Annotated in this window: 23 protein-coding genes; 11 read left to right on the forward strand and 12 right to left on the reverse strand. The window is 68.7% G+C overall.

The window, feature by feature from the left end:
- Positions 1-198: 198 nt before the first annotated feature.
- The gene (locus FV234_RS04555; RefSeq protein ID WP_147750614.1) at positions 199-414 is read right to left on the reverse strand and encodes a hypothetical protein; all 216 of its coding nucleotides are present in this window, start codon (positions 412-414) and stop codon (positions 199-201) included.
- A 424-nt stretch (positions 415-838) separates the two neighbouring features.
- On the opposite strand from FV234_RS04555, the gene FV234_RS04560 reads away from it, so the two are divergent.
- Genes FV234_RS04560 through FV234_RS04570 form a run of 3 tightly spaced genes read left to right on the forward strand, consistent with a single transcriptional unit; the run spans position 839 to position 2998 of the window.
- Positions 839-2005: a trypsin-like peptidase domain-containing protein gene (locus FV234_RS04560; RefSeq protein WP_147762690.1), complete on the forward strand. Its 1167-nt coding sequence runs from the start codon at positions 839-841 to the stop codon at positions 2003-2005.
- Complete coding sequence (locus FV234_RS04565) at positions 2002-2283, forward strand: hypothetical protein (protein WP_147828226.1); 282 nt, start codon at positions 2002-2004, stop codon at positions 2281-2283. The genes FV234_RS04560 and FV234_RS04565 overlap by 4 nt, the downstream gene beginning before the upstream one ends.
- A gap of 4 nt (positions 2284-2287) precedes the next feature.
- The gene (locus FV234_RS04570; protein WP_147750616.1) at positions 2288-2998 is read left to right on the forward strand and encodes a DnaJ domain-containing protein; all 711 of its coding nucleotides are present in this window, start codon (positions 2288-2290) and stop codon (positions 2996-2998) included.
- A gap of 144 nt (positions 2999-3142) precedes the next feature.
- Here FV234_RS04570 and FV234_RS04575 read toward each other — a convergent pair whose 3' ends face one another.
- Positions 3143-4627, reverse strand: a complete 1485-nt coding sequence (locus FV234_RS04575) for a D-alanyl-D-alanine carboxypeptidase (protein WP_147762688.1) — start codon at positions 4625-4627, stop codon at positions 3143-3145.
- Positions 4628-4917: 290 nt separating this feature from the next.
- Here FV234_RS04575 and FV234_RS04580 point away from each other — a divergent pair, with 290 nt between their 5' ends.
- The 5 genes from FV234_RS04580 (at position 4918) to FV234_RS04600 (ending at position 10179) form a co-directional block, all read left to right on the forward strand.
- A complete protein-coding gene (locus FV234_RS04580; protein WP_147762687.1) occupies positions 4918-5319 on the forward strand; it encodes a phasin family protein in 402 nt (133 codons plus the stop codon).
- Between the two features lie 167 nt (positions 5320-5486).
- Complete coding sequence (gene clpS, locus FV234_RS04585) at positions 5487-5888, forward strand: ATP-dependent Clp protease adapter ClpS (protein ID WP_147815139.1); 402 nt, start codon at positions 5487-5489, stop codon at positions 5886-5888.
- A gap of 26 nt (positions 5889-5914) precedes the next feature.
- Positions 5915-8395 (forward strand): ATP-dependent Clp protease ATP-binding subunit ClpA, encoded by a 2481-nt coding sequence (gene clpA / locus FV234_RS04590; RefSeq protein ID WP_147750619.1) that lies wholly within the window; start codon positions 5915-5917, stop codon positions 8393-8395.
- A gap of 157 nt (positions 8396-8552) precedes the next feature.
- A complete protein-coding gene (locus tag FV234_RS04595; protein ID WP_147750620.1) occupies positions 8553-8825 on the forward strand; it encodes a hypothetical protein in 273 nt (90 codons plus the stop codon).
- A 46-nt stretch (positions 8826-8871) separates the two neighbouring features.
- Positions 8872-10179: an FAD-dependent oxidoreductase gene (locus FV234_RS04600; RefSeq protein WP_147828227.1), complete on the forward strand. Its 1308-nt coding sequence runs from the start codon at positions 8872-8874 to the stop codon at positions 10177-10179.
- A 137-nt stretch (positions 10180-10316) separates the two neighbouring features.
- On the opposite strand, the gene egtD is transcribed toward FV234_RS04600, so the two are convergent.
- Positions 10317-11291 carry an L-histidine N(alpha)-methyltransferase gene (gene egtD / locus FV234_RS04605; protein WP_246686114.1) on the reverse strand — a complete coding sequence of 325 codons (975 nt, stop codon included), beginning with the start codon at positions 11289-11291 and terminating at the stop codon, positions 10317-10319.
- A 25-nt stretch (positions 11292-11316) separates the two neighbouring features.
- The gene (gene egtB / locus FV234_RS04610; protein WP_147762684.1) at positions 11317-12579 is read right to left on the reverse strand and encodes an ergothioneine biosynthesis protein EgtB; all 1263 of its coding nucleotides are present in this window, start codon (positions 12577-12579) and stop codon (positions 11317-11319) included.
- A 234-nt stretch (positions 12580-12813) separates the two neighbouring features.
- On the opposite strand from egtB, the gene murI reads away from it, so the two are divergent.
- Entirely contained in the window at positions 12814-13692 is an 879-nt protein-coding gene (gene murI, locus FV234_RS04615) for a glutamate racemase (RefSeq protein WP_147762683.1), read from the forward strand.
- 21 nt (positions 13693-13713) lie between these two features.
- Here murI and FV234_RS04620 read toward each other — a convergent pair whose 3' ends face one another.
- The 5 genes from FV234_RS04620 to FV234_RS04640 all read right to left on the reverse strand — a co-directional run bounded on the left by FV234_RS04620 (position 13714) and on the right by FV234_RS04640 (position 20458).
- The gene (locus FV234_RS04620; protein WP_147828229.1) at positions 13714-15285 is read right to left on the reverse strand and encodes a PepSY-associated TM helix domain-containing protein; all 1572 of its coding nucleotides are present in this window, start codon (positions 15283-15285) and stop codon (positions 13714-13716) included.
- Positions 15286-15296: 11 nt separating this feature from the next.
- The gene (locus FV234_RS04625; RefSeq protein WP_147762681.1) at positions 15297-17654 is read right to left on the reverse strand and encodes a TonB-dependent siderophore receptor; all 2358 of its coding nucleotides are present in this window, start codon (positions 17652-17654) and stop codon (positions 15297-15299) included.
- A gap of 319 nt (positions 17655-17973) precedes the next feature.
- Positions 17974-19803, reverse strand: coding sequence for a hypothetical protein (locus FV234_RS04630; protein WP_147762680.1), 1830 nt, complete (start codon positions 19801-19803; stop codon positions 17974-17976).
- 34 nt (positions 19804-19837) lie between these two features.
- A complete protein-coding gene (locus FV234_RS04635) occupies positions 19838-20104 on the reverse strand; it encodes a hypothetical protein (protein WP_147762679.1) in 267 nt (88 codons plus the stop codon).
- Between the two features lie 159 nt (positions 20105-20263).
- On the reverse strand, positions 20264-20458 hold the full coding sequence (locus FV234_RS04640) for a hypothetical protein (protein ID WP_147762678.1): 195 nt from the start codon (positions 20456-20458) through the stop codon (positions 20264-20266).
- A gap of 558 nt (positions 20459-21016) precedes the next feature.
- Between FV234_RS04640 and frc the strand changes: the two genes are divergently transcribed.
- Positions 21017-22294, forward strand: a complete 1278-nt coding sequence (gene frc, locus FV234_RS04645; RefSeq protein ID WP_147762677.1) for a formyl-CoA transferase — start codon at positions 21017-21019, stop codon at positions 22292-22294.
- A gap of 267 nt (positions 22295-22561) precedes the next feature.
- Positions 22562-23494, forward strand: a complete 933-nt coding sequence (locus FV234_RS04650) for a methionyl-tRNA formyltransferase (RefSeq protein ID WP_147828230.1) — start codon at positions 22562-22564, stop codon at positions 23492-23494.
- 226 nt (positions 23495-23720) lie between these two features.
- On the opposite strand, the gene FV234_RS04660 is transcribed toward FV234_RS04650, so the two are convergent.
- From FV234_RS04660 to FV234_RS04675, 3 genes are all read right to left on the reverse strand, one after another.
- Positions 23721-24389 (reverse strand): HAD family hydrolase, encoded by a 669-nt coding sequence (locus tag FV234_RS04660; RefSeq protein WP_147828232.1) that lies wholly within the window; start codon positions 24387-24389, stop codon positions 23721-23723.
- Between the two features lie 110 nt (positions 24390-24499).
- Complete coding sequence (locus FV234_RS04665) at positions 24500-24754, reverse strand: hypothetical protein (protein ID WP_147764325.1); 255 nt, start codon at positions 24752-24754, stop codon at positions 24500-24502.
- Positions 24755-25281: 527 nt separating this feature from the next.
- Entirely contained in the window at positions 25282-25941 is a 660-nt protein-coding gene (locus FV234_RS04675; protein WP_147764326.1) for a class II aldolase/adducin family protein, read from the reverse strand.
- Positions 25942-26142: the final 201 nt, after the last annotated feature.

The raw sequence follows: 26142 nt of genomic DNA on the forward strand, positions 1-26142 counted from the left end.
CCGGCCAGCGGTGCCAGCCAGACGAGAGGGGGGAACTCATCAAGCCGACTTCAACTTAAAATAAGCAAGCCCAGCCGGCATTCACATTTGTCAAAACGGCGCCGACAAAACGCGCCGTCGTCCGACTTATCCACCGGCCGCCCTCCCCGACCCCTCGTCGTGAAGGTGGAGGGCCGGAAAGGCGGGTCGCACAGGGGCTTAGTTGAGGTAGGTGCGGATCCAGTTCGGGGACAGGATCTCGCCCTCCTCCGTGATGATCCAGGGCTGCTTGGCCGGGTCGGTCAGCGCGCCGGCTGCGGCGGCGATCGCCTCGCGCAGGGTGCCGTAGCGCTCGGGCTGCGCCAGCGGCGAGGTTGCCGGCAGGGTGCGCCAGATCGTCAGGTCGGCGGGTCGTTCGAGAGCCTCGGTTTCCATCTCACTCTTTTCCTTCCGAAACGGCATCGTCCGTTCAGGCGTCCGCAGCCGACGCGAGGGTCGGCCGACCAGGAACACACCGTATTCATTCGAGAAACGAAGCATCTCTAAGGCGGCTTCACGATCATTGCGGCATCCTGGTCAGAAACCGGTCATGATTGCGTCGCAAATCGTTCGCGTCTCCTTGCCCACCAGAAGTGGCAGATTAGACGCGGACACCTCGGAGCTTCGCCTTGTCTTCCCGAAACTGTGGTCTCGAGGAATGACCATTCCGTTAGCGTCTCCGCCGCGCCGCGACGGTGCGGCGCCACTCCTTGACCATTCCCGTGCAAGAACGTTGAAGCGCACAGGCTGAATGCCACGTTAAGGGCGGCGCGCAGGTCAGCCCCGCGTCTGCGCCCGCCTGCCGGAGAGGTCACCCATCGTGCCGGATCGTTTTGTGCGCCTCGTGCTGGCGGCCGTCCTGGTGCTGCTGACGCTGTTCGTCGCCCAGCCCTACGTCACCGCATTCCTGTTCTCGCGCGGGGTCCCCCGCGCGATCACCGCCCGCGGCGATCTCGCGCCGGCGGAGGCGACGACGGTAGCGCTGTTCGAGCGGGCGAGTCCCTCGGTCGTCCACGTCTTCGCGCAGGGCGCGGCCCGCGGCGCCGACCTGATGAGCCTCGACGACGAATCCGAGCAGGGCCAAGCGGGCGGTCAAGGGGGCGGCCAGGGCGGTTCCGGCAACACCCAGACCGGGACCGGCTTCGTCTGGGACGCCGGCGGCCACGTCGTCACCAACAACCACGTCGTGCAGGCGGCGATCCAGTCGGGCGGGCCGATCTCGGTCCGGCTGTCCTCGGGCGAGGTCGTGACGGCGACGGTGGTCGGCGCCGCGCCGGCCTACGACCTCGCGGTGCTGCGCCTCGGGCGCGTCGCCAAGGCGCCGCCGCCGCTGGCCGTCGGCACATCGGCCGACCTCAAGGTCGGCCAGTCGACCTTCGCCATCGGCAACCCGTTCGGCCTCGACCACACGCTGACCACCGGCGTGATCAGCGCCCTGCAGCGGCGCCTGCCGACGAGCGAGGGGCGCGAGCTGTCCGGGGTGATCCAGACCGATGCGGCGATCAATCCCGGCAATTCCGGTGGGCCGCTGCTCGATTCCGCCGGGCGGCTGATCGGGGTCAACACCGCGATCTTCTCGCCGTCCGGCGCCAGCGCCGGTATCGGCTTCGCGGTGCCGGTGGACGTGGTGAACCGCGTCGTGCCGGACCTGATCCGCAACGGGCGTGTGCGCAATCCCGGCGTCGGCATCATCGCCGGGCAGGAGGCCACAGCCGCCCGGCTCGGCATCGACGGCGTCGTGGTCCTGCGCTTGCTGCGCGGATCGCCAGCCGCGAGCGCGGGCCTACGTGGCGTCGACCCGCAGACCGGCACGGTCGGCGACGTCATCGTCGGCGTCGGCGACCGCCCGGTGCATCGCCTCGCCGACCTTACCGCGGCGATCGAGGCGGCGGGCCTGGGACAGCAGATTGACCTCGCGGTTGAGCGGGACGGGCGCGTCCGCCGCGTGCGCATCACGACGGCGGACGTCGCGGAGAACCGGCCATGATCCATCCTCGCCTGCTCGTCGTCGGCCTTGCGGCCGGCCTCTGTACGGCCCCTCCCCTCCCCGCCCAGGCCACCGAGCGGCAAGCCATCGAGCGACAAGCCCGCTCGCGGCTCTGCCCGGAGGATGCGCCCGAAGGTGTGCGCCTGCCGCCGCAGCCCGGCTGCGGATCGCGCGAGGTCCCCGCCTCAAGGCGCGAGACCGGGTTCCACGAGATTCTGCCGGGAACGGGCATCCGCGTCGGCGGACGCGCGAGCTCCACCTTCGACATGCGGCGCTGACGCGATGCTGCTCGCCCTTGGTCTTCTGGCGTGTTCCGGCTTGTGGTGGCTCGGCCGCAACGGCGGCAGGCTCGGCCCACGGCTCACGCCGCGGCTGATCCGGCGAGCGGGCGCGTGGGTTGCGCTCGCGCTCGCCGCCATCCTGATGCTGCGCGGCCAGCTCGGCCCTGCCCTCGTCCTCGGGCTCGGTGCCGTCTGGCTGCTCGACGGGCCGGAGACGCTGGGCGCCCGGCTGAAACGCTGGGTTTCATCCGTGACGCCGTCGCCGCGACGGCACCGGACGGCCCGCATCGACTTCGTCGTGGGCGACGACGGCAAGGTCGGCGACGGCATCCTGCGCGGCGGGCCGCTCGGAGGGCGGCGGCTCGAGAGCCTGGGACTCGCCGACCTCCGCGCCGTGCTGGCGGTCTGCCGCGTCCAGGACCCCGCCGCGGTGGTTCCGCTAGAGGCGTATCTCGACCGCAGGCACGCCGGCTGGCGTGTAGACGCTGAGCGCGATGGCCACCCGCGGCCGGGCCGCCCGGCGCAGCCAGGGGCGATGACGCAGGACGAGGCCTATCAGATCCTGGGGCTTGAGCGCGGGGCGACCCCAGAGGCCGTCCGCACGGCTCACCGGACGCTGATGAAGCGGGCCCACCCCGACCAGGGGGGAAGCGCCGAGGGGGCGGCCCGCGTCAACGCGGCCCGCGACAGGCTGACGAACCGACATCGCTGATACTCCACGCGCGTTGCCAGGGGTACGGGACGGCTTTCGCCGAGGGCGGGATCCGCCGTCGGCGCGAGGCACGATCGTCACGGCGAAGGCCGTTGATCGTAGAGCGTCACGGTCGAACGGACCGCGACGGCATCGGGAAAGAGATCAGCTGCGGGTGGCGAAGCAGCTGAAGCCGCTTCGCTTCAAGGTGGAGCAGGCATCCTGCGCCGCGTCCTGCTCCTGGAAGCCGGAGAAGCGGGCGCGGTAGAGTGTGGCGCCGCTGTGCTCGACCTTGACCGTGTAGGGGGCGGCCTTCGAGAGGCTGCCGCCGCCCTTCACCTTGGCGTCGGCGAGCATCGCCTTGGCCTTGCCCTCGTCGTCCATGGCGCCGAGCTGGATCACCCAGGCCGTCGGCACGATCTTCGGGCCGAGGACGGGCTTGGGTGCCTCGGCGCGGGCGACCGGGCCGTCGGCCGAGGCGATGCGCTGGTCGGACTTGCGCGCGCCGGGGAACGCGGCCTGCGCGGTCGAGGGGGCAGCGTAGGCCTGCGCCGCCTTCGGCAGCGGGCCGGCCTTGAACGCGCCGGCGCTGCCGGGGGTCGCGGTCGAGCGGCGGGGCGAGATGTCGAGGGGCTGGGTGGCATCGGTCGAGTTCGTAGTCTCGACCTCGTCGTCCTCGGCCGAGGCGAGCTGTGTCCGGGTGCGCGAGACCGCGTCGGCGACGACCGCCGGGCGGGCGCGCTCGGCGACCTCGACGGTCGGCGGCGCCTGCCGGGCGCCGGCATAAGCCCGCGGCAGGCTCCCCCGGACGAGGTCGGCCATGATCCGGTCGCGGCTGGCGCCCGACTTGCCGCCGAGCACGATCGCGACGATCTGGCGGTCGTCGGACTTGGCAGCGGTCATTAGGTTGAAGCCGGAATCGCGAGTGTATCCGGTCTTGATGCCATCCACGCCCTCGACGTTGCCGAGCAGGTGGTTGTGGTTGCCGATGGTTCGGCCGCGGAAGGCGAAGGACCGGGTCTGGAAGTAGCGGTAGTAGCGCGGGAAGCGATCTTGGATCGCGCGGGCGAGCACCGTCAGGTCGCGGGCGGTGGTGATCTGCTCGGCATCGGGCAGGCCCGAGGCGTTGGCGTAATGCGTGCGGCTCATGCCGAGCGCATGGGCCTTGGCGGTCATCAGCTCGGCGAAGCGCTCCTCGGACCCGGCGATGTTCTCGCCGATGGCGCAGGCCACGTCGTTGGCCGACTTCGTCACGATCGCCTTGATGGCGTCCTCGACGGCGATGGTCTGGCCGGGGCGCAGGCCGAGCTTGGACGGCGCCTGCGCTGCGGCGTGGGCCGAGATCGTCAGCTCGGAATCGAGCGCGAAACGCCCCTTCTCCATCTGCTCGAACAGCATGTAGAGGGTCATGACCTTGGTGATCGAGGCCGGATGCCGGAGGGCGTCCTCGTTCACCGCATGCAGCGTGCGGCCAGACTTCACGTCGACCACCATCGCGGCGTAGGGCGGGTTGTAGCCGCCGCCCGGGCGGACGTGGCGACCGTGGCGGCGCGCCTCGGCGGGCGAGGCCATCGCGGTCAGCACCGCGGCGGCGGCGAGCGCGGCCGACAGGGCGGGCAGGGTTCGAGAGCGACGGGAAACGCTACGCATCACGACTCATTGCCCTCGACAGACCGGCCGCGACCGGTTTGCAACGCACCATTCAGCTCGGGACGCGCTCGAGGCGTGGCCCGATCGCGTCTGTCAAACACGCTACGGTGATGCAGTTACGGCGCGGTTAATGGAGTCGCCGCAGTTTGCACGTGTACTTCGCAGTGCAAACGTGGATTGACGTTCGATGGTGCGGCGCACAAATATCGTCTGCCGCGTCGACCTGTTCGGCCGAGAATCCTTGCTTGCACCGTCGCGCGGCGAGCCCGCTGCGTCGCAGGAGGCCCACCATGACCCTCGCTTCGAACCCGGCCGGTGAGCTCTCTCGTCAGGGTTTCGCGCGCACCCAGGCCGGCGCCGCCGCGCTGAGCCGAAGCGTCGGCGCCGCCGCCCGCACGAGCCAGACCATCGGGATCGAGTGGATGGACTATCTCAAGCAGGTCAGCTCCGAGGTCGTCGCGACCACCGAGAAGGTCGTGAAGGCCGGTAGCCCGGTGAAGGTGATAGCGATTCAGGGCGACTTCGTGAAGGCCGCGGGCGAACTCTGGATGGCGCGCGCCGGGACCTTCCGCGACCTCTACGCGACCCTGGCGACGGACATGGCGGGCCCGTTCGCGAAACCCTTCGCAAACCCCTTCGCCGCGGCGACGGGCAGGTCCGTAACGGCGGCGACGGAGCCGAAGGCCGCCTGACTCGGAGGCCGGGGCGGCGGGCCGCTCCCGGACAGTTGCGCGCAGACGACTGGCGAAACCGAATCCCGCCCTCTAGATTGGCTCGACGCGGCCGGACCCGTCGCAGCGATGCGACGAGCGACGGCCGGCATGAAGGAGCCGGTTCGATCACGATGACAGACGTCCCGATGCGGGGCACCGCTCATCCCCATACGCGTGTAATCCGGCCCTCCCTCGCGGCGGCGCGATCCGCCGCGGTCGCGTCCGACCCCGGATCGCCGGGCGGGGACGATCGCTCGAACACCGCGATCATCACGCGTACCAAGCCGAAGACCAAGCGACCGAGCCTGTATCGGGTGCTGCTGCTCAACGACGACTACACGCCGATGGAATTCGTCGTGCTCGTGGTCGAGCGGTTCTTCAACAAGACTCAGGAAGACGCCTACCAGATCATGATGCACGTGCATCAGAACGGCGTCGGAGAATGCGGGGTGTTCACCTACGAGGTCGCCGAGACCAAGGTGACGCAGGTCATGGACTTTGCGCGCAAACACCAACATCCTCTGCAGTGTGTTATGGAAAAAAAGTAGGCTCACGCAGCACAAAGGCTCGAGCATTGCCCAGCTTCTCACGCAGCCTTGAACAAGCTCTTCACCGCGCCCTCGCGCTCGCCGGCGAGCGCCGGCACGAATACGCCACGCTGGAGCACCTGCTTCTGGCGCTGGTCGACGACCAGGACGCGGCCGCAGTCATGCGGGCCTGCAACGTCGAGATCGACACGCTGAAGCGCAGCCTCGTCGAGTACGTCGACACCGAGCTCTCCAACCTCACCGGCGACGGCCGCCAGGACGCCAAGCCCACGGCCGGCTTCCAGCGCGTGATCCAGCGCGCGGTGATCCACGTGCAGTCGTCAGGCCGCGAGGAGGTGACCGGGGCCAACGTGCTCGTCGCGATCTTCGCCGAGCGCGAGAGCCATGCCGCCTACTTCCTGCAGGAGCAGGACATGACCCGCTACGACGCGGTCAACTACATCAGCCACGGCATCGCCAAGCGCCCCGGCGCGTCGGAGTCCAAGCCCGTTCGCGGCGCGGACGAGGAAGGCTCGAACGAACGCCCGAGCGACGACGGCGAGAACCGCACCAAGAAGAAGGGCGACGCCCTCGACGCCTACTGCGTCAATCTCAACAAGAAGGCCCGCGACGGCAAGGTCGACCCGCTGATCGGTCGCGAGAGCGAGGTCCAGCGCACGATCCAGGTGCTGTGCCGTCGCCAGAAGAACAACCCGCTCCTCGTCGGCGACCCCGGTGTCGGCAAGACCGCGATCGCGGAAGGCCTCGCCCGCAAGATCGTGCAGAAGGAGGTGCCGGAGGTCCTGGCCGACGCCACCGTGTTCTCGCTCGACATGGGCACGCTGCTCGCCGGCACCCGCTACCGTGGCGATTTCGAGGAGCGTCTCAAGCAGGTGATGAAGGAGATCGAGGCGCACCCGAACGCGGTGCTCTTCATTGACGAGATCCACACGGTGATCGGCGCCGGCGCCACCTCCGGCGGGGCGATGGACGCCTCGAACCTCCTGAAGCCCGCACTCGCCGCCGGCACGCTGCGTTGCATCGGCTCGACCACCTACAAGGAATACCGCCAGTACTTCGAGAAGGACCGCGCCCTGGTGCGGCGGTTCCAGAAGATCGACGTCGCCGAGCCGTCGATCCCGGACGCGATCGAGATCGTGAAGGGACTCCGCCCGTATTACGAGGAGTTCCACAAGCTCAAGTTCACCACCGAGGCCGTGAAGGCCGCGGTCGAGCTGTCGGCGCGCTACATCAACGACCGCAAGCTGCCCGACAAGGCGATCGACGTGATCGACGAGACCGGCGCCTCGCAGATGCTGGTGCCGGAGGCGCGCCGGAAGCGCGTGATCGGCATCAAGGAGATCGAGGCGACGATCGCCACGATGGCACGCATCCCGCCCAAGACCGTGTCGAAGGACGACGCGGTGGTGCTCCAGCATTTGACCGAGAACCTGAAGCGGGTGGTCTACGGCCAGCCCAACGCCATCGAGGCGCTGACCTCGGCGATCAAATTGGCCCGCGCGGGCCTGCGCGATCCTGACAAGCCGATCGGCTCCTACCTGTTCGCCGGCCCGACCGGCGTCGGCAAGACCGAGGCCGCCAAGCAGCTGGCATCGTCGCTCGGCGTCGAGATGCTCCGGTTCGACATGTCGGAATACATGGAGCGCCACACCGTCTCGCGGCTGATCGGCGCCCCACCCGGCTATGTCGGCTTCGATCAGGGCGGACTGCTCACCGACGGCATCGACCAGCACCCGCATTGCGTGCTGCTGCTCGACGAGATCGAGAAGGCGCACCCGGACCTGTTCAACATCCTGTTGCAGGTCATGGATCACGGCAAGCTCACCGACCACAACGGCAAGCAGGTCGATTTCCGTAACGTGATCATCATCATGACCACGAACGCGGGCGCCTCCGACCTCGCGAAGTCGGCCTACGGCTTCACCCAGGCCAAGCGCACGGGCGACGACGTCGAAGCGATCAACAAGCTGTTCGCGCCGGAATTCCGTAACCGGCTTGATGCGATCATCTCCTTCGGCCACCTGCCGAAGGAGGTCGTGGCCAAGGTCGTCGACAAGTTCGTGCTCCAGCTCGAGGCGCAGCTCGCCGACCGCAACGTCACGATCGAGTTGTCGGACGAGGCGCGTGCTTGGCTGGTCGAGCACGGCTATGACGACGCGATGGGCGCCCGCCCGATGGCGCGGCTGATCCAGTCGAGCATCAAGACGCAGCTCGCCGACGAGGTGCTGTTCGGCAAGCTGAAGAACGGCGGCGCGGTCCGCGTCATCGTGCGCAAGCCCGAGGATGCCGAGGCGAAGGCCGGCGGCAAGGAGACGCTGGGCTTCGAGTTCCCGGCCGGCCCTGTGGTGCCGAAGCCCGAGGCCGACGTGACCAACGCCGTCAAGAAGCACAAGCGGGCCAAGCCCCGGGCCGCCGCACGCAAGAAGACGCCCAAGGACGACAAGGGCGGCAATTCCGGCGGCGGTGGCGTCCGCACGGTGCCGAAGGTGCCCCTCGTCCGGGCCTGACGACGAACGGACGAAACGCCGTTTCGGCAGGCCCTGAAGCGCTCCCAGCGCTTCGGGGCCTTGCGCATGACGGCGATTGCGGCTTTCAGGATCGTGGACAACCACGACATGGACGCGGCGACCGTACGCCGCCGCGAAGGACCGAGGGGGCGTGACAATGAGCGAACTGCATGAGGGCCCCCTCCTGCCCGTCGAGCAACCCACGCTGGCGGCGGCACGACCGAAGCCCCTCACCCGCCGTGAGGAGCGGCGGCGGCGGCGCACCCGCCGTCGCCGCGGCGAGGAGATCCTGGCCTGGGTGCTCGTGCCGCTGATCTGCCTCGGGATCTACTGGGGCATCAACGCCGGCTTCGAGTTCATGGGGACCTCGCCCGGCCAGGTCTGGGACCAGCTCATGCAGGTGAAGGCGATGATGGAGAAGCGCGCCTGATCGCGCCGCTCCGGTCGCCGCATCCTCTCGCGCGAACGGAGCGTTCATGCCCCTCACCCGCCGCGCCGCGCTGATCGGCGCCCTCCTCGCGGCTCCCGCCGCGAAGGCGGCCCGGCGCGACGGGCCGGTGGTCGTCGTCGGCGCAGGCGCGGCCGGGCTCGCCGCCGCCGACATCCTGCGCCAGGCCGGCCGAGCCTTCACCGTCATCGAGGCGCGCAACCGCATCGGAGGACGCGCCTACACCGAGATCGGGCTCGGGCCGGACTGCCCCTTCGATGCCGGCGCCGAGTACGTGCACTGGGCCGAGTGCAACCCGTGGCGGGCCATCGCCGAACGCGACGGCGTGCGCATCGCCGGCCAGGAAGGCTGGGCGCGGACGCTGTTCGTCGATGGGCATCCTGCGACGGATAGCGAGCGCAACCGGCGCCGTGCCGCCTTCTCCGGTCTCGACGCTGCGCTGAAGCCGGTCGCGGGCCCCGACCGGTCGCTCGCCGAAGCCGCCGCCGTCGCCGGCCCTGACATGGTTCAGGCGGCGGCGGGCCTCTCCCGGCTGTCGCTCGGCGAGGAGCCCGATCGCGTCTCGCTCCTCGATTATGACCGCCTGTGGTCCGGCACCGACCTCTGGCTCGACGGCTACGGCAGTCTCGTGCGCCGCCGCTTCGCGATGATGCCGGTCGCCCTCGGCACGGCCGCGACCGGCATCGACTGGTCGGGCGGCGGGGTGCGGGTGACGACACCGGGCGGCATCCTCGACGCCGCGGCCGTGATCCTCACCGTTCCGGTCGGCGTGCTGGCGTCGGGCGCGATCCACTTCACGCCGGATTTGCCTGCCCCGACGCGGGATGCGCTCGGCGGCCTCGGCATGGGGGCCTACAGCAAGGTCGGCCTCCGGCTCGAACCCGCCCGGATCGATCTGAAGGCCTTGGGCGATGCGGTCTCGGTGGCGCGGCGCGGCGAGCAGGACCGGACGATCTACTTCGAGGTCTCGCCGTTCGACAGGCCGCTCGCGGTGGCCAACATCGGCGGAGACGGATCGCGCGCCTTGTGCGAACTCGGCGAGGCCGCCGCCGTCGCCGAGGTCACGGACCGTTTGGTGGCGATCCTCGGTACGCAGGCGCGCGGCGCGGTGACGGCCGGGAAGCTCGCCGGCTGGTGGACCGACCCATATGCCCGCGGCAGTTACTCGATCGCCCGCCCTGGTCATGCCGACGCCCGGGCCGCTCTCCAGGCGGGCATCGGCGAGCGCATCTTCCTCGCCGGTGAAGCCTATGCCGGAGGAGGAGCCATGACGGTCGGCGGCGCGACGTTGGACGGCGAACGCGCTGGGCAGGCCGTCCTGCGGATGCTGGGCTGAGGGTTTCGAGCAGGAAGTCGGACGCAAACGGCACTTAGACGTTCGGGTCACGAGGCCCGGAGCCCCTCTCCCCTGCGGGAGAGGGGCCCCCGATGCGCTTCACGCGACCTGCTCACGAAGGTTTATCTCATCAAGCCCTACCCGAAGCGCAGTGCGTGGACGGAGAACAGCGCCTCGGGATCGGTCCACACGGTGATGGCCGCCCAGCCGGCCTGCTCGGCGAGATCGCGAAATCCGTCGATCGTGTACTTGTAGCTGTTCTCGGTATGGATCGTTTCGCCCTCGGCGAAGGCGAAGGCGTGTCCGGCCACCGTCACGGTCTGGTTCGCACGGCTGACGAGGTGCATCTCGATCCGCGAGGCCGTGCGGTTGAACACCGCCCGATGGCCGAAGGCTGACGCGTCGAAAGTGCCGGAGAGTTCCCGGTCGATCCGAGTCAGCAGGTTGAGGTTGAACGCCGCGGTGGTGCCAGCCGCGTCGTCGTAGGCCGCTTCCAGTACGGCTGCGTCCTTCACGAGGTCCACGCCGACGACGAGCGTCGCGCCGGCGCCGAGCACGTCGCCGAACTGGCGGAGGAGCCGAGCCGCCTCCGCGGGCTCGAAGTTGCCGATGGTCGAGCCGGGGAAGAACCCGGCGCGCGGGGCCTCGCCGAGATCGGCAGGAAGGGCGAAGGGCTGCGTGAAGTCGGCAGCGATCGGCGCGATGCGCAGGTTCGGATAGTCCGTCTGCAGCGCCGCCGCCTCGCTACGCAGGAACGTCTCGGAAACGTCCACGGGCACGTAGGCGGCGAGGTCGGACATGTGGCGGAGAAGCCGGCGCACCTTCACGGTCGAGCCGCTACCAAACTCTACGAGGGCGGCGCCGCGCGGCAGGGCGGCAGAAATCTCGGCACCGCGCGCGTCGAGAATGCCAAGCTCCGTCCGGGTCGGGTAGTATTCCGGCAGCAAGGTGATCTTCTCGAACAGGTCTGACCCGGCGGCGTCATAGATGTAGTTCGCCGGCAGCGTCTTCTGTGGCTTGACGAAGCCCGCGAGCACGTCGGCGAGGAACGCCTGATCGTCGGGTAGGCGCGCGAGCGGCGTCGCGTCCGCGAAAACGGGCTTGATGGTCACGCGTGATAGCTCCGGAAGACGTTCGTCAGGCGCGGGACTGCGCGAGGCGCAGGCCCGTGAACTGCCAGCGCTGATGGGGATAGAAGAAGTTGCGGTACGGCCGGCGGGCATGTCCCTCCGGCGTCGCCACCGACGAGCCGCGCAGGACGATTTGGTTCAACATGAACTTGCCGTTGTACTCGCCAAGCGCACCCGGCAGCGGGCGATAGCCCGGGTAGGCGGTGTAGGCGCTGCGCGTCCACTGCCAGACCAGGCCGAACGCGTCGTCGAGCCCGCCCTCGGCGGCGGCGACCTCCCACTCGAACTCGGTCGGCAAATCGCGGCCAGCCCAGCGGGCGTAGGCGTCCGCTTCGTAGTAGCTGACATGGGTCACGGGCTGCGCCGGATCGATCGGGCGGCGGCCGGCGAGGGTCATGCAAGTCCAGCCCTGCTCGCCCGGCTGCCAGTAGCCCGGTGCCTCCCAGCCTTCCGCCTGGGCCGCGAGCCAGCCGTCGGACAGCCAGAGCTCGGAGCGGGTATAGCTGCCATCGGCCATGAACCGCAGCCATTCCGCGTTCGTGACCAACCCCCGATCGATCGACGTCGGCAAAATCAGGCTGTCGTGGCGCGGATGCTCGTTGTCGAACGAGAACCCATCGCCTGCGTGTCCAACTTGATGGATGCCGTGCGCGAGCTCGATTGCGCCCGGGCTGCTCGTCGCCTGCGGGAAGCGCCACGCGGGATCGTAGACCGGGTGCAGCGGGTTCTGAGCGAAGGCGTGCAGGATGTCCGTGATCAAGAGTTCCTGGTGCTGCTGCTCGTGGAACAAGCCGATCTCGAGGATCGGCAGCACCTTCTCCAGCGCGCCGGGGGCGGCCTGCGCCAGCAGGGTCTCGACCGCCCGATCGATGTGGGCGCGGTAAGCGGCGATCTCCTCGGTGGTCGGCCGCGTGATCAGCCCCCGCATGATCCGCGGCTGACGCGGGCCGGCGGCGACGTAGTAGGAATTGAACAGATAGTGCAGCCGCTCGTCGTGGATCTGGTAGCCGGGCAGATGCTCGCGCAGCAGGAACTGCTCGAAGAACCACGTCGTGTGTGCGCGGTGCCACTTGGTCGGGCTGGCGTCGGCCATGGACTGGACCTGCTGGTCCTCCGGTGACAGCGGCGCGGCGCGGCGCTCGGTCTCGGCGCGAACGAAGCGGAAGGCGGCGATCCAGGCGTCCCGGTCCACCGGGCGGGCGGAGACGGGCGGCGGCGGGAAGGCTTGAGCCGGGAAGGCCGGGTCGCGAAGTGCGGCTGTCGCAGCCATGGTCTGTTCTCCCCGTCGTCCGTTCGACCGGCGGTCATGGACGGTGGAGATATGGTCGAAGGTCTCGCAGACAACGGCAGCGCGACGATTCAGTCTGCGATCGCGCCGGAGCGGTGGATTACGGGACAACAAGCCAGCCCCAGCGAAATCGATAGCCTTTTTGCAGCCGCAGTGAGGTGGCCTTAACCCTCTCGCCCAAGACTGCGAGGCTCTGATGCTGGGGTACGCGTTCTGATGCGGATCGATCTGATGGCCGGAGCGAGCCTGTCGGCCGCCGTCCTGCGCGGGGCGCCCGAGCCCACCATCCTTGTGTTCGATTCCGGCCTCGGCGGGTTGACGGTGCTGGAGCAGGTGCGCCGCGCCCGTCCCGACGCGCGATACGTCTACGCCGCCGACGACGCCGCCTTCCCCTACGGCCGCCTGTCGGAGCCGGTCCTGGTCCAGCGCGTGCTCGACGTGATGGCACGCCTGATCGCGACGCACCGACCGGACCTCGTAGTCATCGCGTGCAACACCGCCTCGACGCTGGTGCTGCCGGCCCTGCGCCAGCGCTTCCCGACGCCCTTCGTCGGCGTGGTGCCGCCGATCAAGCCGGCGGCCGAGACAAGCCGCTCGCGCCTCGTCACGCTGCTGGCGACGCCCGGCACCGTCGCCCGCTCCTACACCCGCGACCTGATCGCGACCTACGCCGCCGCCTGCTCGGTTACGTCGGTCGGCTCGCACCATCTGGCCAACTACGCCGAGGCGGAGCTCGCCGGCACGCCGGTGGACGACGCGGCGATCGCCGCCGAGATCGCGCCGTGCTTCGTCACCGCCGAGGACGGCCGCCGGACCGATGTCGTCTGCCTCGCCTGCACGCATTATCCGCTGCTGCGCCCGCGCTTCGAGCGGCTCGCGCCCTGGCCCGTCACCTGGATCGACCCGGCCCCGGCCATCGCCCGCCGGGTGACGCAGCTGCTCGGTAGCACCCCGCGCGACGCGCGCTCCGACGAGGGCCCAGTGCTCGGCGCTTTCACCGGCGGCGCCACGCTGACCGAGGCCTTGCGCGCCTCGCTCGACCGGCGCGGCATCCCCTCGGTCGGCGTCGACCCGATGCCCCTGGCGCTGCAGTAGCGCCGTCTTCCGACCCTTCGATCAGGGCTGTGCCGCGGCGACCGCCCTGGGCCGCGGCCGCTCGACGACAGTGCGGCGGCTGAGCCCGGCGGCCTTGTAGGCGGCGAAGGCGAAGGCGGCGCCGAGCCCGAGCAGCGCTAGGTCGAACCCGTAGAACGCCGCGTCGCCCGCGCGTAGGCTCGCGACGAGGTGACGACCGGTGGTGAGCCCGCCGACGACCGGCACCGCAGCGAGCAGGGCCGCCGCGGTCGCGAGCATCGCCGTCCAGCCGGCGCGCGGCGTCAGAACCAGAGGCACCAGGGCGGCGACGACCCAGGCGGCGAAGAAGGCCGTCACCTCCGTCTCCTTGCGCTCGGCGATGCCGAGCGGCAGCAGACGGTTCGCCAGGAAGTAGCAGGCGATGGCGATCGGCAGGCCGGCGATCGTGCCGACGTTGAGTGCCTGGACCAGCCGCAGGCCGAGATGCGCCCTCGCCCCGCTGCCGGGCTTCGGTACCCGCGCCACGGTCCACAGGATCAGTCCGGTCGCCACCATGGTCGCGCCCATGACGCCGCTGAGGAAGAACAGCACCCGCAGGGCCGGCCCTGCGAAATGCGCTTCGTGCAGGCCGACCATCGTGGTGAAGGCGCCCGCCGCCGGACGCATCGGCCCCAGAGTCTCGATCACCGCGCCGGTTGTGCCGTCGAACGCCACCTGCGGGTGCCGGTGCATCAGGCCGTGCGGCTCCTCGAACACTGCGACGACTACGGCGTTGGCGTCGCCCGGGTTCTGCACCGTGATCCGCTCCAGCGGCTCGGCGTTCATCGCCAGCGCGCGCTCGACCATTGGCCCGAGGGGTGCCAGCGGCGTCGGCCGTCCGGCGGGGGGCCGCGTAGCGGTGATCTGGCCGGATTCCGCGTAGAAGGCCTGGGCGTCGCCGTGATAGGCGGTTGTGACGCCCCAGGGCATGTACATCACGCAGAGCGTGACGATGCCGGTGTAGGTGATCATAAGGTGGAAAGGCAGCGCCAGCACGCCGGTGACGTTATGCGCATCGAGCCAGCCGCGCTGCGCCGACTTGGCGTGACGCCGGAAGGTGAACAGGTCGGCGAAGATCCGCCGGTGCGTGACGATTCCGGAGACCAGTACGACGAGCATGATCATCGCGCAGATGCCAACAACCCAGCGACCCCACAGGGGCGCCATGCTCAGCTCGAAGTGGAAGCGGTAGAGGAAGTCGCCGCCGCGCGTATCGCGGACCGAGGCTGGCGCGCCGGTCGCGGGATCGAGCGTCGCCTGGCCCGGCGGCGTGCCGGGCTTGCGACGCCAGAACAGGTCGAGGGTCGGCCGGTCGGGGCTCGGCAGGGTGATGAACCAGCTGCGCGCGCCCTTCGCATGGGTGTCGAGATGGAGGCGGGCGAGGTCGGCGGCGTGGCCGAGGGCGGCCGGACTCATCGGAGCCGCGGCCTTCAGCTCCGGCCGCATCCATTGCGAGATCTCCGAGCGGTAGTAGCTCGCGGTGCCGGTGACGAAGACGGCGAACAGCACCCAGCCGACCACGAGGCCGGACCACGCGTGCAGCCACGCCATCGATTGCCGGAAGCCGGTTCGCATGGTCTCGCGCCCTACCAGCGGTAACGCAGCGTGGCGTAGACCGTGCGCGGCAGCCCGTAATAGCAACTGGTGTAGCCGTTGCAGCCGCTGACGTAGGTCTCGTCGAGGAGGTTGGTGGCGTTCACCTGCACGGAGAAGCCGGCCAGCGTCGGGTCGAGGTTGCGCAGGTCGTAGGAGGCCGTGGCGTCGACGAGCACGCTTTCGGGCACCTTGAAGGTGTTGGCCGCGTCGCCCCAGGAGGTGCCGAGGTAGCGGACGCCGCCGCCGAATTCCAGGCCCAGCAACGGCCCGTCGAGGAATCGGTAGGTCGCGAGCAGCGAGGCGGTGGTATCCGGAACCAACACCGGCCGCCGGCCCTGGAGCGGGACCGTCTGCCCGGTGAGGTCGTTGGCGGTCCGGCCGTCGTCCCGGACGTTGCGGATGTCGAGGAGCGAGAAGCCGCCGATCAAGGTGATGCCCTCGGTGAGGTTCGCCCGCGCCTCGAACTCGACCCCCTGCACGCCGACCTCGCCGGTCTGCAGCACGAAGCCGGTGGGGCGGCCGAGCGTCGTGTCGGCGGTGGTCCGGTTCGACTGGCGGATGTCGAAGACCGATGCGGTGAGCAGGATGTCGGTACCCGGCGGCTGGTACTTGATGCCGGCCTCGTACTGGTCGCTCAGCTGCGGGTCGGGGATGCGCCCGACCGTGCCGAAGGCCGTGTCGAACACTCGGCCGGCGACGATCGGCTCGAAGGCCTGGCTGTAGGACACGTAGGGCGCGACGCCCGAAGGGAACAGGTAGAGCAGGCTCGCCCGGCCGGTGAAGGCGTCGGAGGGCGCGTCCTGCAGCGTCAGCGTGCTGCCGGTGGCGGTGAAGCTGCGGGTCGGCCCGGACTGGCGGGCGACATCGTAGCGTCCGCCGAGGGTCAGGATCAGGCCGTCGACCTTCATCTGGTCCTGGAAGTAGACGCCGGTCTGCTGCGCGTCGATGCGCGAGGTGGTGGTGAAGGCCGGGAACGGGATGTTCATCGCGTAGTTCGGCGCGAGCACGTTCAGGTCGGGCGCGTTCGGAAACGGCGTCCCGCTGGTGCGCGTGCTGAAGGTGCGGTGGTCCACGCCGAGCAGCGCCGTGTGGGCGATCGGACCGGTGTCGAAGTTGGCCACGACGTTCGAATCCAACGTGTAGGCCTCGGCCGCGACGACGTTGCCGATCACTGCGCGCGGCAGCAGCGGGCCGCTGGCGAACGGGCCGTTTCGCGGGTTGAACGCGCTGTAGACGCTGCGATAATCGCCCTGCGTACGCAGGTAGCGTCCGGCCGAGTGGAAGCGCAGGTTCTCGTTGAAGCGGTGGTCGAACAGGTATTCGATCGAGGCCTGGGTCCGGTCCGAGCGCTCGACGCTTTTGTCGCCGTCGTAGAAGTTGACCGGCAGGCGCCCGATCACGCCGTTGCCGAAGTCACGCGGGAACACCGTGCCGACCGCCGGGAAGCCACCGTAGAAGCCAGAGAACGGGTCGCGCTGGTAGTTGCCGATTATCGTGAGCTGCGTGTCGGTCGAGGCCCGCCAAGTCACGCTCGGATTGACGAAGGCGCGCTCGACCCGCGTCGTGTCCACCGGGCCGTCGCCGTTCCAGCCGGAACCGACGATGCGGTAGGCGAACTGATCGGCGAGCCACGGCACCTCGGACTGGATCGGCCCGCCCACGTCGACGCCGCCGCGGACCTCGTTGAAGCCGCCGCCCTGGACGAAGACTTCGCCGTGCCGGACGAATTGCGGGATCTTCGAGACCAGGTTGACGATGCCGCCAGGCCCCGACTGCCCGTACAGCACCGAGGCCGGCCCCTTGATCACGTCGACCCGCTCCAGCCGATAGGGGTCGATGGTGGCGTTGGCGTCGCGGCCGGCGATGAGTGCCATGCCGTCGAGGAAGATCGGCGCGTTGAACCCACGGATCAGGAACTGCTCCAACCGGGTCGAGCCGGCGCCGCCGCGCTGCTCGGTGGTGACGCCGGGCGTGTAGCGTAGGGCCTGGTTCACGGTGAGCGCGTTCTGGTCCTCGATCTGCTTGCGCCCGATCACCGAGATCGACTGCGCGGTCTCGATGATCGGCGTATCGGTCTTGGTGGCGACGGTGCTGCGGCTGGCGACGTAACCGGGGACCGCACCGGACGCACCGCCCGATCCGTAGAGCGTGCCGCCGAGGCTGCGGCCGGCGCCCTCGCCGGTGACGCTGAGCTCGCCGAGCTCGATGTCGGTCGTCGGCGCGGTCTGCGCCGAGGCGGCCGACGGCGACAGGATCGCGCAGGTCGTGGATAGTAGAGCCAGCCCCAGTACGGTGCGGAACGGGCGCACGGAAGCTGGCCCTGCGGCGCACGGGCAGTAATGAATCATCTAGTTGATCCCAGACGCGACACGTAACGACGAAGACCCGCGACATGCACTTGCGCATCACGGCGGCGTGATCGGCTTATCGTTAAGTTCTCGCCCCAGCACAATTTCTATCTTGTGGAAGCGTTCCAGAGTAACTTCGAAAGGTTCCAGGCTATCTCGACGTGCACGGTCACGCGGGATGACGATGCACAGGGGCGTGGGCGGTTTCGTGCGCTCTGCATGCCCAGACAGGATGGTGCCCGCGACGCAACTTGCCGGTGCATAAGCTGCCAGGCTGTGTTCAATCGGTGACACCTCGCGGGCGCCTGGTCGCCTCAAATCAGGCCGGCGGCGACGCCCGCTTGGGGTCGACCCAGGCGCCCAGCGTCTCGGTGCGCGCCTGCGACAGGATTTCCGTAGGCGCTTCAGCGCACGGAGTCCCCTCCGGATTGTCGGCCCCAAAGGCGGCGAGCGCCACGCGGGTCTCGGGGTCGGCGCAGGCGCGCGCGAACGCCGCGCGGTCGAGGCAGGTGAGGCGCCCAGTCTCGAAGCAGGCGTAGACCAGGCCGGAGCCGGCTTCCGCGAAGCGGACCGAGCGGAGGCGCCGGGCGCATTGGCGCAGGAAGCCGGTGTTCCGTTCCGGCGCCAGGGCGGCGGCGTCCGGGTAGACCTCCGCCGGTGAGAGCGCGTCGATGTTAATCTTGGTGTAGCGGGCGATGTCGATCAGGTAGCCGGCGTTGAGGACGGTCAGGTTGCCGTTCTCGCCGAAGGCGACGGTGCGCGGGCGTTCGCCAAGCGGCACGCTGTTGTCGAGGAACTCGTAATACACCTGCTTGTCGGCCTTGGCCGCCCAGGTGAAGAACAGCTCCGGCATTCCGGTGAAGGCCTCGACGTTGTGGGCGAGGAGGTCGTCCACCGCCTTGTAGCGACCGAAGATCCGTCCGCGGATCCAGGCGCGTTCGACCGTCGCGTCAGGCGGCGTGATCATGAACAACATGAAGACGCGGTGCCCGAAGCGGGTCAGCAACTGGCTACCGTCCTGCGTACGGGAATCGGCGTTGAAGCTGTCGAACCGGAACCGGTCGATCAGCAGATGCGACATCCGCCCCTCGCGGGCCTTGCGCGCCATGTAGCGATCGAGCTTGCGATCGACGATCTCGACCTCGTGCCCGGTGAGCGTGCCGGCATAGCCGATCGCGTCGCCGATCGAGTCGTAGTCGAGCAGGAACTTGCGCCAGATGTCGGGGGTGATCACCGCGAAGTCCGACCAGGATTCGCCGAGCCGGCGGGCCAGAGCGCGCTGCAGCGGGCGCATTGTGCTCTTGCCCGAGGCCGAGGCGCCCTTGACGTTCATCACGATCGGCGCCGCCTGCGCGCGGACCGGAACGTAGCCTTCGCGCGCCACGGCCTCGGCGAACCACGGCTCGATCAGGCAGCCGATGCGGCGGCTGCCCTCGTCATTGGCCACGAGCGTGGTAGCAAGGCTCGCGAGCAAGCTGCGATCCCCGATGAGCTTGCCCCGGTGCCGGACGATCCCCGACACAACCCTGTGAAGCGCCGCGCTCGCCACCTGCTCGAGGGCATCCTCGCCCTGCCCGGCGCGGACGCACCAATCGGCGCAGTTGGCCAGCACACGCTCTTCAGGAGACCGCCCGTCAACGGGCGGCGGCTCCGGCCGCGGCGCTAGGCCCAGCACGTGGCGCCAGGTTTTGGGCGTTGCCGGCGCCGGAGCGGGCGGCGCGAACGCCGCGTCGAGCTCAGCCGTGATGCGGGTGCGCGCCGCCTCCGCAACGGCGCTCAGAGTCTCAGCGACGGCCGCCGCGTGCGGTGCGACCGCGTCGGCGAGGATGTGCGCGACGATCGCACGGAAGTTGACGCCAAGGTCGCCATAGGTCTCGCCGACCGGGACCGAGAGGTCGGCCATCACCCGGATCAGCACCTCGTGGACGACGAGGCGCTCGGGCCGGAAGGCGACGATTTCCGGCATCGGCAGGCCGGAGAAGGCGGCGAGTTCGACCGCCTCGGCCAGGGGCGTCGCAACGTTCTCGGGCCGGTACAGGGTGGTCAGCGCGAGAAAGCGCCGTGGCAGCGTCGATTCGATACCGGGATTCCACGGCCCGCGCTCGACGACGCCGTCGTCCGGCAGCGCATACCCGGCCGCCGCGTTCATCGCACCACGGCCAGACCTCGCACGGGACCGAGGCTCAAGCCGCCTCGGCCGAAGCCCGGAACAGGCTGGCGCAGCCCGAGCCACGATGCATGCTCAGGATCGAGGCCCGGTCGATCTCCGGGTGCGCCGCGAGCACGTGGCGGACGCAATCGACGACCTTCTCGTACTGCGATGCCTCGTAGTTGCGCTCGAGCGGGCTCACCGCGATGTAGGTCTCGACGACCAGCACCCGCTCGGCACGCTCCTGCGTGACCTCGACGGCGATCCAGGATGACTTGATCAGGCGGGAACTCGAAAGCATGGGCGTACCTCCGTCGGTCTGCGCTTGTTTGCCGAGCGCCGTTTGATCGGGAGGATGAACCCGTATTCCGTCGCTGCCAAGGGGCGCGAACGCGGAAGGTGTCGCCAGCACCGGGAACCTACGGCTTGGCGGCAATGGCCAAGCGTGACGTCCGCCCGGTCAGTCGAAGTCACCGACCGCCGACATCACCTGATCGAAGATGAGCTGATCGCCGAGCCAAACGATCAGCGACAGGAGAAGCCCGAGGCCGGCGATGTAGAGGATCGCGAACAGGTCGGCGTTGTCGCGACGCATCGACAGCACGAGCCATGCGAAGGGAATCGACTGGACGGCCAAGGCGGCGGGAACGTTCATCGCACGGCTCCGCAAGAAACCGTAAGGTGCCATGCATTCGTATGGCGGAATAGACCGATATTCGATCGTGATCCCGAAATCTGATCAATTTTCGATGAGGCATTCTGCAGTTGTGAGACATCAGGCCGGTCGTTGGACGAGCGAAGACCGTGCAACCGAAGACATCGGGCCGGACGAACATCGCGCCGTGGGTCACGTCGTTTGGCATATTGCATGCCATCGTCACTTCGGCCATCCTGCGGGGCAACGGCCGACAAGGCCGACTTAGACGAAGCAACAGGGATGGAGCGTCGCAATGCCCCTCGGGCGCCATCAGGGCTGCCTGCCTTTCGGGCCGCAGGGCTTCCCATCTGCGTGCCTTCGGGCCGCGACGCGCGCTGAGCCGCGCACCGGCCCTAGCCAGAAGCGCGGCTTGGCCGAAGGCGGACTTTTATTGACTTGACCATTGGCGAGCGCGCCCGGCAGGCATGAGGCCTGACGGGACCGCGGCCCGACACCTTCGAAGCCGAGCGGCATCGCCGGTATCCCGACCCACCTGGAACGATCAGAGACAGACCCATGAGCAAGGCCCTGGAAGGCGTCAAAATCCTGGACTTCACCCACGTCCAGTCCGGCCCGACCTGCACGCAGTTGCTCGCGTGGTTCGGCGCCGACGTGATCAAGGTCGAGCGTCCCGGCGCCGGCGACGCGACGCGCGCGCAGCTTCAGGACGTTCCTGATGTGGACAGTTTGTATTTCACCATGCTGAACCACAACAAGCGTTCGATCACCCTCGATTCGAAGACGGCCAAGGGCAAGGACGTGCTCTGGCGCCTGGTGAAGGAGTGCGACGTGCTCGTCGAGAACTTCGCCCCCGGCGCGCTCGCCCGCATGGGCCTGACCTGGGAGAAGATCCACGAGGCCAACCCGCGCATGATCCTGGCTTCGGTGAAGGGCTTCGGTCCCGGCCGCTACGAGGATTGCAAGGTCTACGAGAACGTCGCCCAGTGCGCCGGCGGCTCGGCCTCCACCACCGGCTTCCGCGACGGCATCCCGATGGTGACCGGCGCGCAGATCGGCGATTCCGGCACCGGCCTGCATCTCGCGCTCGGCATCGTCACCGCCCTGTTCCACCGCACCGTCACCGGGCTGGGCCAGAAGGTCGACTGCGCCATGCAGGACAGCGTGCTCAACCTCTGCCGGGTGAAGCTGCGCGACCAGCAGCGCCTCGATCACGGCCCGCTCACCGAGTACAGCCAGTTCGGCGAGGGCATCCCGTTCGGCGACTCGACCCCGCGCGCCGGCAACGATTCCGGCGGCGGCCAGCCCGGCCGCATCCTCAAGTGCAAGGGCTGGGAGCACGATCCCAACGCGTACCTGTACTTCATCACCCAGGCCGCGGTCTGGGCGCCGATCTGCGACATCATCGGAGAGCCGGACTGGAAGACCGATCCGGGCTACGCCACGCCCAAGGCGCGCCTGCCGCACCTGAACGAGATCTTCACGCGCATCGAAGCCTGGACGATGAAGCACGACAAGTTCGAGGCGATGGACATCCTCAACGCGTACGACATCCCCTGCGGCCCGATCCTGTCGATGAAGGAGATCGCCGCCGACGAGTCCCTGCGCAAGACCGGCACGATCGTCGAGGTCGAGCATCCCACGCGCGGCACCTACCTGACCGTCGGAAACCCGATCAAGCTCTCGGCGAGCCCGAGCGAGGTGACCCGCTCGCCGCTGCTCGGCGAGCACACCGACGAGATCCTCCGCAGCGTCCTCAAGTACACCGACGCCGAGGTGGACGAGATCGCGAATTCAGGCGCGGTCGGCCGCATCGAGAAGATCGCGGCGGAGTAGGCGGTCGCCGAAAAACGGCGGATTCGTTCCTGCACTTCTATCGATCCATCTACACGGACCGGCATTTGCCCAACCACTGACACCGACATCCCGAGGGGCCCGCGACAGCGGACCTCGACGGTGCCCTCCGGCGGGCGCGCGACGACCGGAGCCCTCCTTGGGGGCTTGCCGCCTCGCGAAAGCGCCTCGGGACGAGGTGGTGGGCAGGATCGGCGGTCGAGCAGAGTCCGGGGCGGACCGTCCCATCGCGACGACAACGAGGCTTCCATGCGCATCGCCTTCATCGGTCAGCAGGATTTCGGCAAGGCGGTGCTGGAGGCCTTCCTGAAGCGCGGCGACACGGTGGCCGGCGTGTTCTGCGCCCCCGAGAAGGAGGGCGCCAAGCCCGACGTGCTGAAGACCGCCGCCCTCGAGCAGGGGCTGCAGGTGTTCCAGTTCCCGAGCCTGAAGAGCGCCGAGGCGGAGGCCGCCATGCGCGGGCTCGACGCCGACATCGGCGTGATGGCCTACGTGCTGCAGTTCGCGCCGCAGGACTTCGTCACGATCCCGAAGCACGGCACGATCCAGTACCACCCCTCGTTGCTGCCGCGGTATCGCGGGCCGTCCTCGATCAACTGGCCGATCGCCAAGGGCGACACCCGGACCGGGCTGACGATCTTCCGCCCGACCGACGGCCTCGACGAGGGCCCGGTCATTTTGCAGAAGACCTGCGACATCGGCCCCGACGACACGCTGGGCGACGTCTACTTCAAGAGCCTGTTCCCGATGGGCGTCGCGGCGATGCTGGAGGCGGCCGACCTCGTCGTCGCCGGCCGGCACATGGAGGTCGACCAGGACGAGGACGCGGCGAGCTACGAGGGCTGGTTCCGCGCCCGCGAGGCGGCGATCAACTGGGCCGCCCACGCCAACCAGATCTACGACCTGATCCGCGCCGCCAACCCCGCCCCCGGCGCCTGGACAACGATGAACGGCGCCAAGCTGCAGATCTTCGACGCGCGGCTGCACCCGGTGCGGGCGCTCGGCGGCGTGAAGGGCAAGGTCGGCGAGGTGATCGCGGTCGGCGACGAGTCGATCCGCGTCACCGCGCAGGGCGGCCAGATCGAGATCTTCAAGGTGAAGCCGGAGGGCGGCAAGAAGCTCTCCGCGGCGGAGTTCGCCCAGGACGGCGGCTTCAGCGTGGGCACGATTCTGGGCGGCTGAAACGCGTGGGTCGTCGCCCCATCCCGTCGGCTGCGATCAGCCGGCGGGTCTTTCGCGTTCGATCGCATCGAGAAGGATCGCGCTGATCCGGGCCTGCCAACCCGGTCCGCCTGCTCGGAAATGAGCTGGTGGTGAAAACCTGACGGATGGAACCCACCACGAACGTCCGCGATGGGTGGAAAGCGGACGATCAGCGTTCCCAATCTCAACCTCCGTCAGCACTAGCTCAAGGGCGCGCCAGCGCCAGAACCTGAGAGAGATGGTCGATGCTGGCCCCCGGATTTGAAGGGGCATCGGTCGGCCATTCGGCGGTCCCGTGAAACCAAGCAGTGCTCATTCCGGCAGCGTGAGCGCCGAGAACGTCGGCGACGGGATTGTCGCCGACGAACAAGCATCGCGACGGCTGAGTTCTGCAAGCCGTCGCGGCTCGCAGAAACAGGGCTGCATCCGGCTTCCGTAACCCCTCTCGTTCCGAGATCAGGACGGTATCGACCAGCCCATCCAGTTCGAGCGCCTCGACATGCCTTGACTGAAACTCCGTCTCGCCATTCGTCACGATGCCAAGGGCAAGCCCTCTTGCTCGCAGTTCCTTCAAAACCGCCCCCATTCCGTCGAAGGGCTGGGCGAAGCGCGCGCAGCGAGCGCGGTAGTCCGCAAGCAAAATGTCGGCGTGCTCGACCCGTCCACCGAACTCGGCGAGTATGTTCGGGTAGACCACGGACTTATGGACGTGCCCTCGCTTGTCGAGGACGAGGAACCGGGCACACCATTCGTCCGACCGGACGTGACCTAGGTGATCGGCGTGCCGCTCGAACTGATCTCTGAGAAATGCTCTAAGGGATTTGGTGCGATCCAGTAACGTTTCGTCCAGATCGAAAAGAACAGCATCGACCATAGCTCTGGAGTACTCCCGCCTGCGATATCTGCCTTCTACAGGATGCAGGACAGCATGTCCCGAACGGCTGCTATGGGTCGGGAGCGGACCCAAAGCATGGGTTCCATCCGTCAGATTTCGACCACTAGGATCGCGGGCGGCAGGCGGAAGGCCTCCGCTTCCCGCGCGTCCGGTCCGACCGGCTGCCCCCGGCTCACGAGCACGTCGCCGACATGGACGTCGGCGCGGGCCATCATCGCGTCCGTCAATTCCGGCGCGTCTTCGTATTCGTCCGCCTGGATGACGTGGGCATCCGTCTTCGCGAAGTCCGTTTCGCCGAACGCATCAGCGGAGAAGCGGGCCGTAGAGGGCTTGCTCTCGTGCATTGGCTTTCCTCATCGTAAAAACGTGACGGTCCGTGCCACGCGGCGTCCACCCGACGACGACCATGCGCGCGTCGAGCAATCCAACGGTGCGACGCGGGACCTCGTCGTCGTCGGCGCGACGATCCTCGAACGGATACGGTTTTCGTTTGAACTCGTCGCCTGCGCACCGTTTTCCCGGACGCCTGGAGCGTCAGCGGACGGCGATCCGGGACCCAGCATCGACAAGGGCCGCGTCAGTGGCTCGATACGAACGGCGCAACGAGATCGACGCTTCGCGGCGTCTTCTGCTGGGTCCCGGATCGGGTTCCGCGGACGCTTCACCCGTCCGGGAGAACGGGCGCCGTGTCCGCAGAACCGATCGACCGGACATCGTATGACCTGTGATGTCAGCAAACACGAGGGCCGACGCGAGGAAGCCCACGCCGTAACCCGGCCAAAGCCGTGTCGCACTTTGCCGGGTGGACCGTGATCGCCCTCGCTATCCAGAAGTGATGAAGAGACGGCCGCGTCAATGAACCCCGCGGCGCCTACCTGTCGGAAGCCTGCGTCCGCGGCCCGTAGCTCCTGAACTTCTCGATGTTGCGCGCGATCTCGGCATCGGAGAGCACCACCGGCGTGCCGACCTGCAACGCGACCGCGTATTGCCGGCACAGGGTCTCCATCTCCACCGCGAGCCAGAGCGCCTTGGGCAGGTCCGGCCCGGTGGCGATCATGCCGTGGTTGGCGAGCAGGCAGCCGTTGCGATCCTCCAGCGCTTCGAGCGCGAGCCGCGAGAGCTCTTCGGTGCCGAAGGTGGCGTAGCCGGAGCAGCGGATCGTCGGGCCGCCGACGGCGGCGATCATGTAGTGCACCGCGGGGATCGTCTGCCGGCACATCGCGAAGGCGGTGCCGTGATCGGGGTGAGCGTGCACCACCGCGTTCACCGCCGGCTTCTCGCGCAGGATGTCGCGGTGGAAGCGCCATTCCGAGGACGGGCTCAGCGGGTGGTCAAAGCCGCCGTCCATCGCCAGGAAGACCACCTCCGCCTCGCCGATGCGGGCGCTCGGGACGCCCGAGGGCGTGATCAGCAAGCCGTCGCGCCAGCGCAGGGAGACGTTGCCCGAGGTGCCGCGGTTGAGGCCCTGCGCATCGAGGTCGCGCGCGGCCGCCACCACAGCCGCCCGCGCCCTGCTCTCGTCGGCATCCATTCGCGGCCCTTCCGGTTGTCCAGCCCCCGATAAGCGCGAAGGCCCGGCACCGTAAAGACGGTGCCGGGCCTCCTTGCGTTCGGCCGGTGGAGCATTTTCAAGCGAGGTGGATGCCGGCTCGCGTGGAGACAATGCGACCACACAGCAGGTGAGAGCATTTTCCGTGATCCAGGGATCACGGAAAATGCTCTCGTGGAGCGT

The sequence above is a fragment of the Methylobacterium sp. WL8 genome (assembly GCF_008040045.1).
Taxonomy (GTDB): domain Bacteria; phylum Pseudomonadota; class Alphaproteobacteria; order Rhizobiales; family Beijerinckiaceae; genus Methylobacterium; species Methylobacterium cerastii.

What these genes read in the sequence shown, in the direction of transcription:
- FV234_RS04575 (WP_147762688.1), bottom strand. Translation starts at nt 4,627, where the DNA reads ATGCGTAGCGTTTCCCGTCGCTCTCGAACCCTGCCCGCCCTGTCGGCC.
- clpS (WP_147815139.1), top strand. Translation starts at nt 5,487, where the DNA reads ATGCGGGGCACCGCTCATCCCCATACGCGTGTAATCCGGCCCTCCCTC.
- FV234_RS04665 (WP_147764325.1), bottom strand. Translation starts at nt 24,754, where the DNA reads ATGCACGAGAGCAAGCCCTCTACGGCCCGCTTCTCCGCTGATGCGTTC.
- FV234_RS04640 (WP_147762678.1), bottom strand. Translation starts at nt 20,458, where the DNA reads ATGAACGTTCCCGCCGCCTTGGCCGTCCAGTCGATTCCCTTCGCATGG.
- FV234_RS04630 (WP_147762680.1), bottom strand. Translation starts at nt 19,803, where the DNA reads ATGAACGCGGCGGCCGGGTATGCGCTGCCGGACGACGGCGTCGTCGAG.
- FV234_RS04635 (WP_147762679.1), bottom strand. Translation starts at nt 20,104, where the DNA reads ATGCTTTCGAGTTCCCGCCTGATCAAGTCATCCTGGATCGCCGTCGAG.
- FV234_RS04620 (WP_147828229.1), bottom strand. Translation starts at nt 15,285, where the DNA reads ATGCGAACCGGCTTCCGGCAATCGATGGCGTGGCTGCACGCGTGGTCC.
- FV234_RS04570 (WP_147750616.1), top strand. Translation starts at nt 2,288, where the DNA reads ATGCTGCTCGCCCTTGGTCTTCTGGCGTGTTCCGGCTTGTGGTGGCTC.
- FV234_RS04675 (WP_147764326.1), bottom strand. Translation starts at nt 25,941, where the DNA reads ATGGATGCCGACGAGAGCAGGGCGCGGGCGGCTGTGGTGGCGGCCGCG.
- FV234_RS04580 (WP_147762687.1), top strand. Translation starts at nt 4,918, where the DNA reads ATGACCCTCGCTTCGAACCCGGCCGGTGAGCTCTCTCGTCAGGGTTTC.
- FV234_RS04595 (WP_147750620.1), top strand. Translation starts at nt 8,553, where the DNA reads ATGAGCGAACTGCATGAGGGCCCCCTCCTGCCCGTCGAGCAACCCACG.
- frc (WP_147762677.1), top strand. Translation starts at nt 21,017, where the DNA reads ATGAGCAAGGCCCTGGAAGGCGTCAAAATCCTGGACTTCACCCACGTC.
- FV234_RS04660 (WP_147828232.1), bottom strand. Translation starts at nt 24,389, where the DNA reads ATGGTCGATGCTGTTCTTTTCGATCTGGACGAAACGTTACTGGATCGC.
- FV234_RS04600 (WP_147828227.1), top strand. Translation starts at nt 8,872, where the DNA reads ATGCCCCTCACCCGCCGCGCCGCGCTGATCGGCGCCCTCCTCGCGGCT.
- FV234_RS04650 (WP_147828230.1), top strand. Translation starts at nt 22,562, where the DNA reads ATGCGCATCGCCTTCATCGGTCAGCAGGATTTCGGCAAGGCGGTGCTG.
- FV234_RS04565 (WP_147828226.1), top strand. Translation starts at nt 2,002, where the DNA reads ATGATCCATCCTCGCCTGCTCGTCGTCGGCCTTGCGGCCGGCCTCTGT.
- FV234_RS04555 (WP_147750614.1), bottom strand. Translation starts at nt 414, where the DNA reads ATGGAAACCGAGGCTCTCGAACGACCCGCCGACCTGACGATCTGGCGC.
- egtB (WP_147762684.1), bottom strand. Translation starts at nt 12,579, where the DNA reads ATGGCTGCGACAGCCGCACTTCGCGACCCGGCCTTCCCGGCTCAAGCC.
- FV234_RS04625 (WP_147762681.1), bottom strand. Translation starts at nt 17,654, where the DNA reads ATGATTCATTACTGCCCGTGCGCCGCAGGGCCAGCTTCCGTGCGCCCG.
- murI (WP_147762683.1), top strand. Translation starts at nt 12,814, where the DNA reads ATGCGGATCGATCTGATGGCCGGAGCGAGCCTGTCGGCCGCCGTCCTG.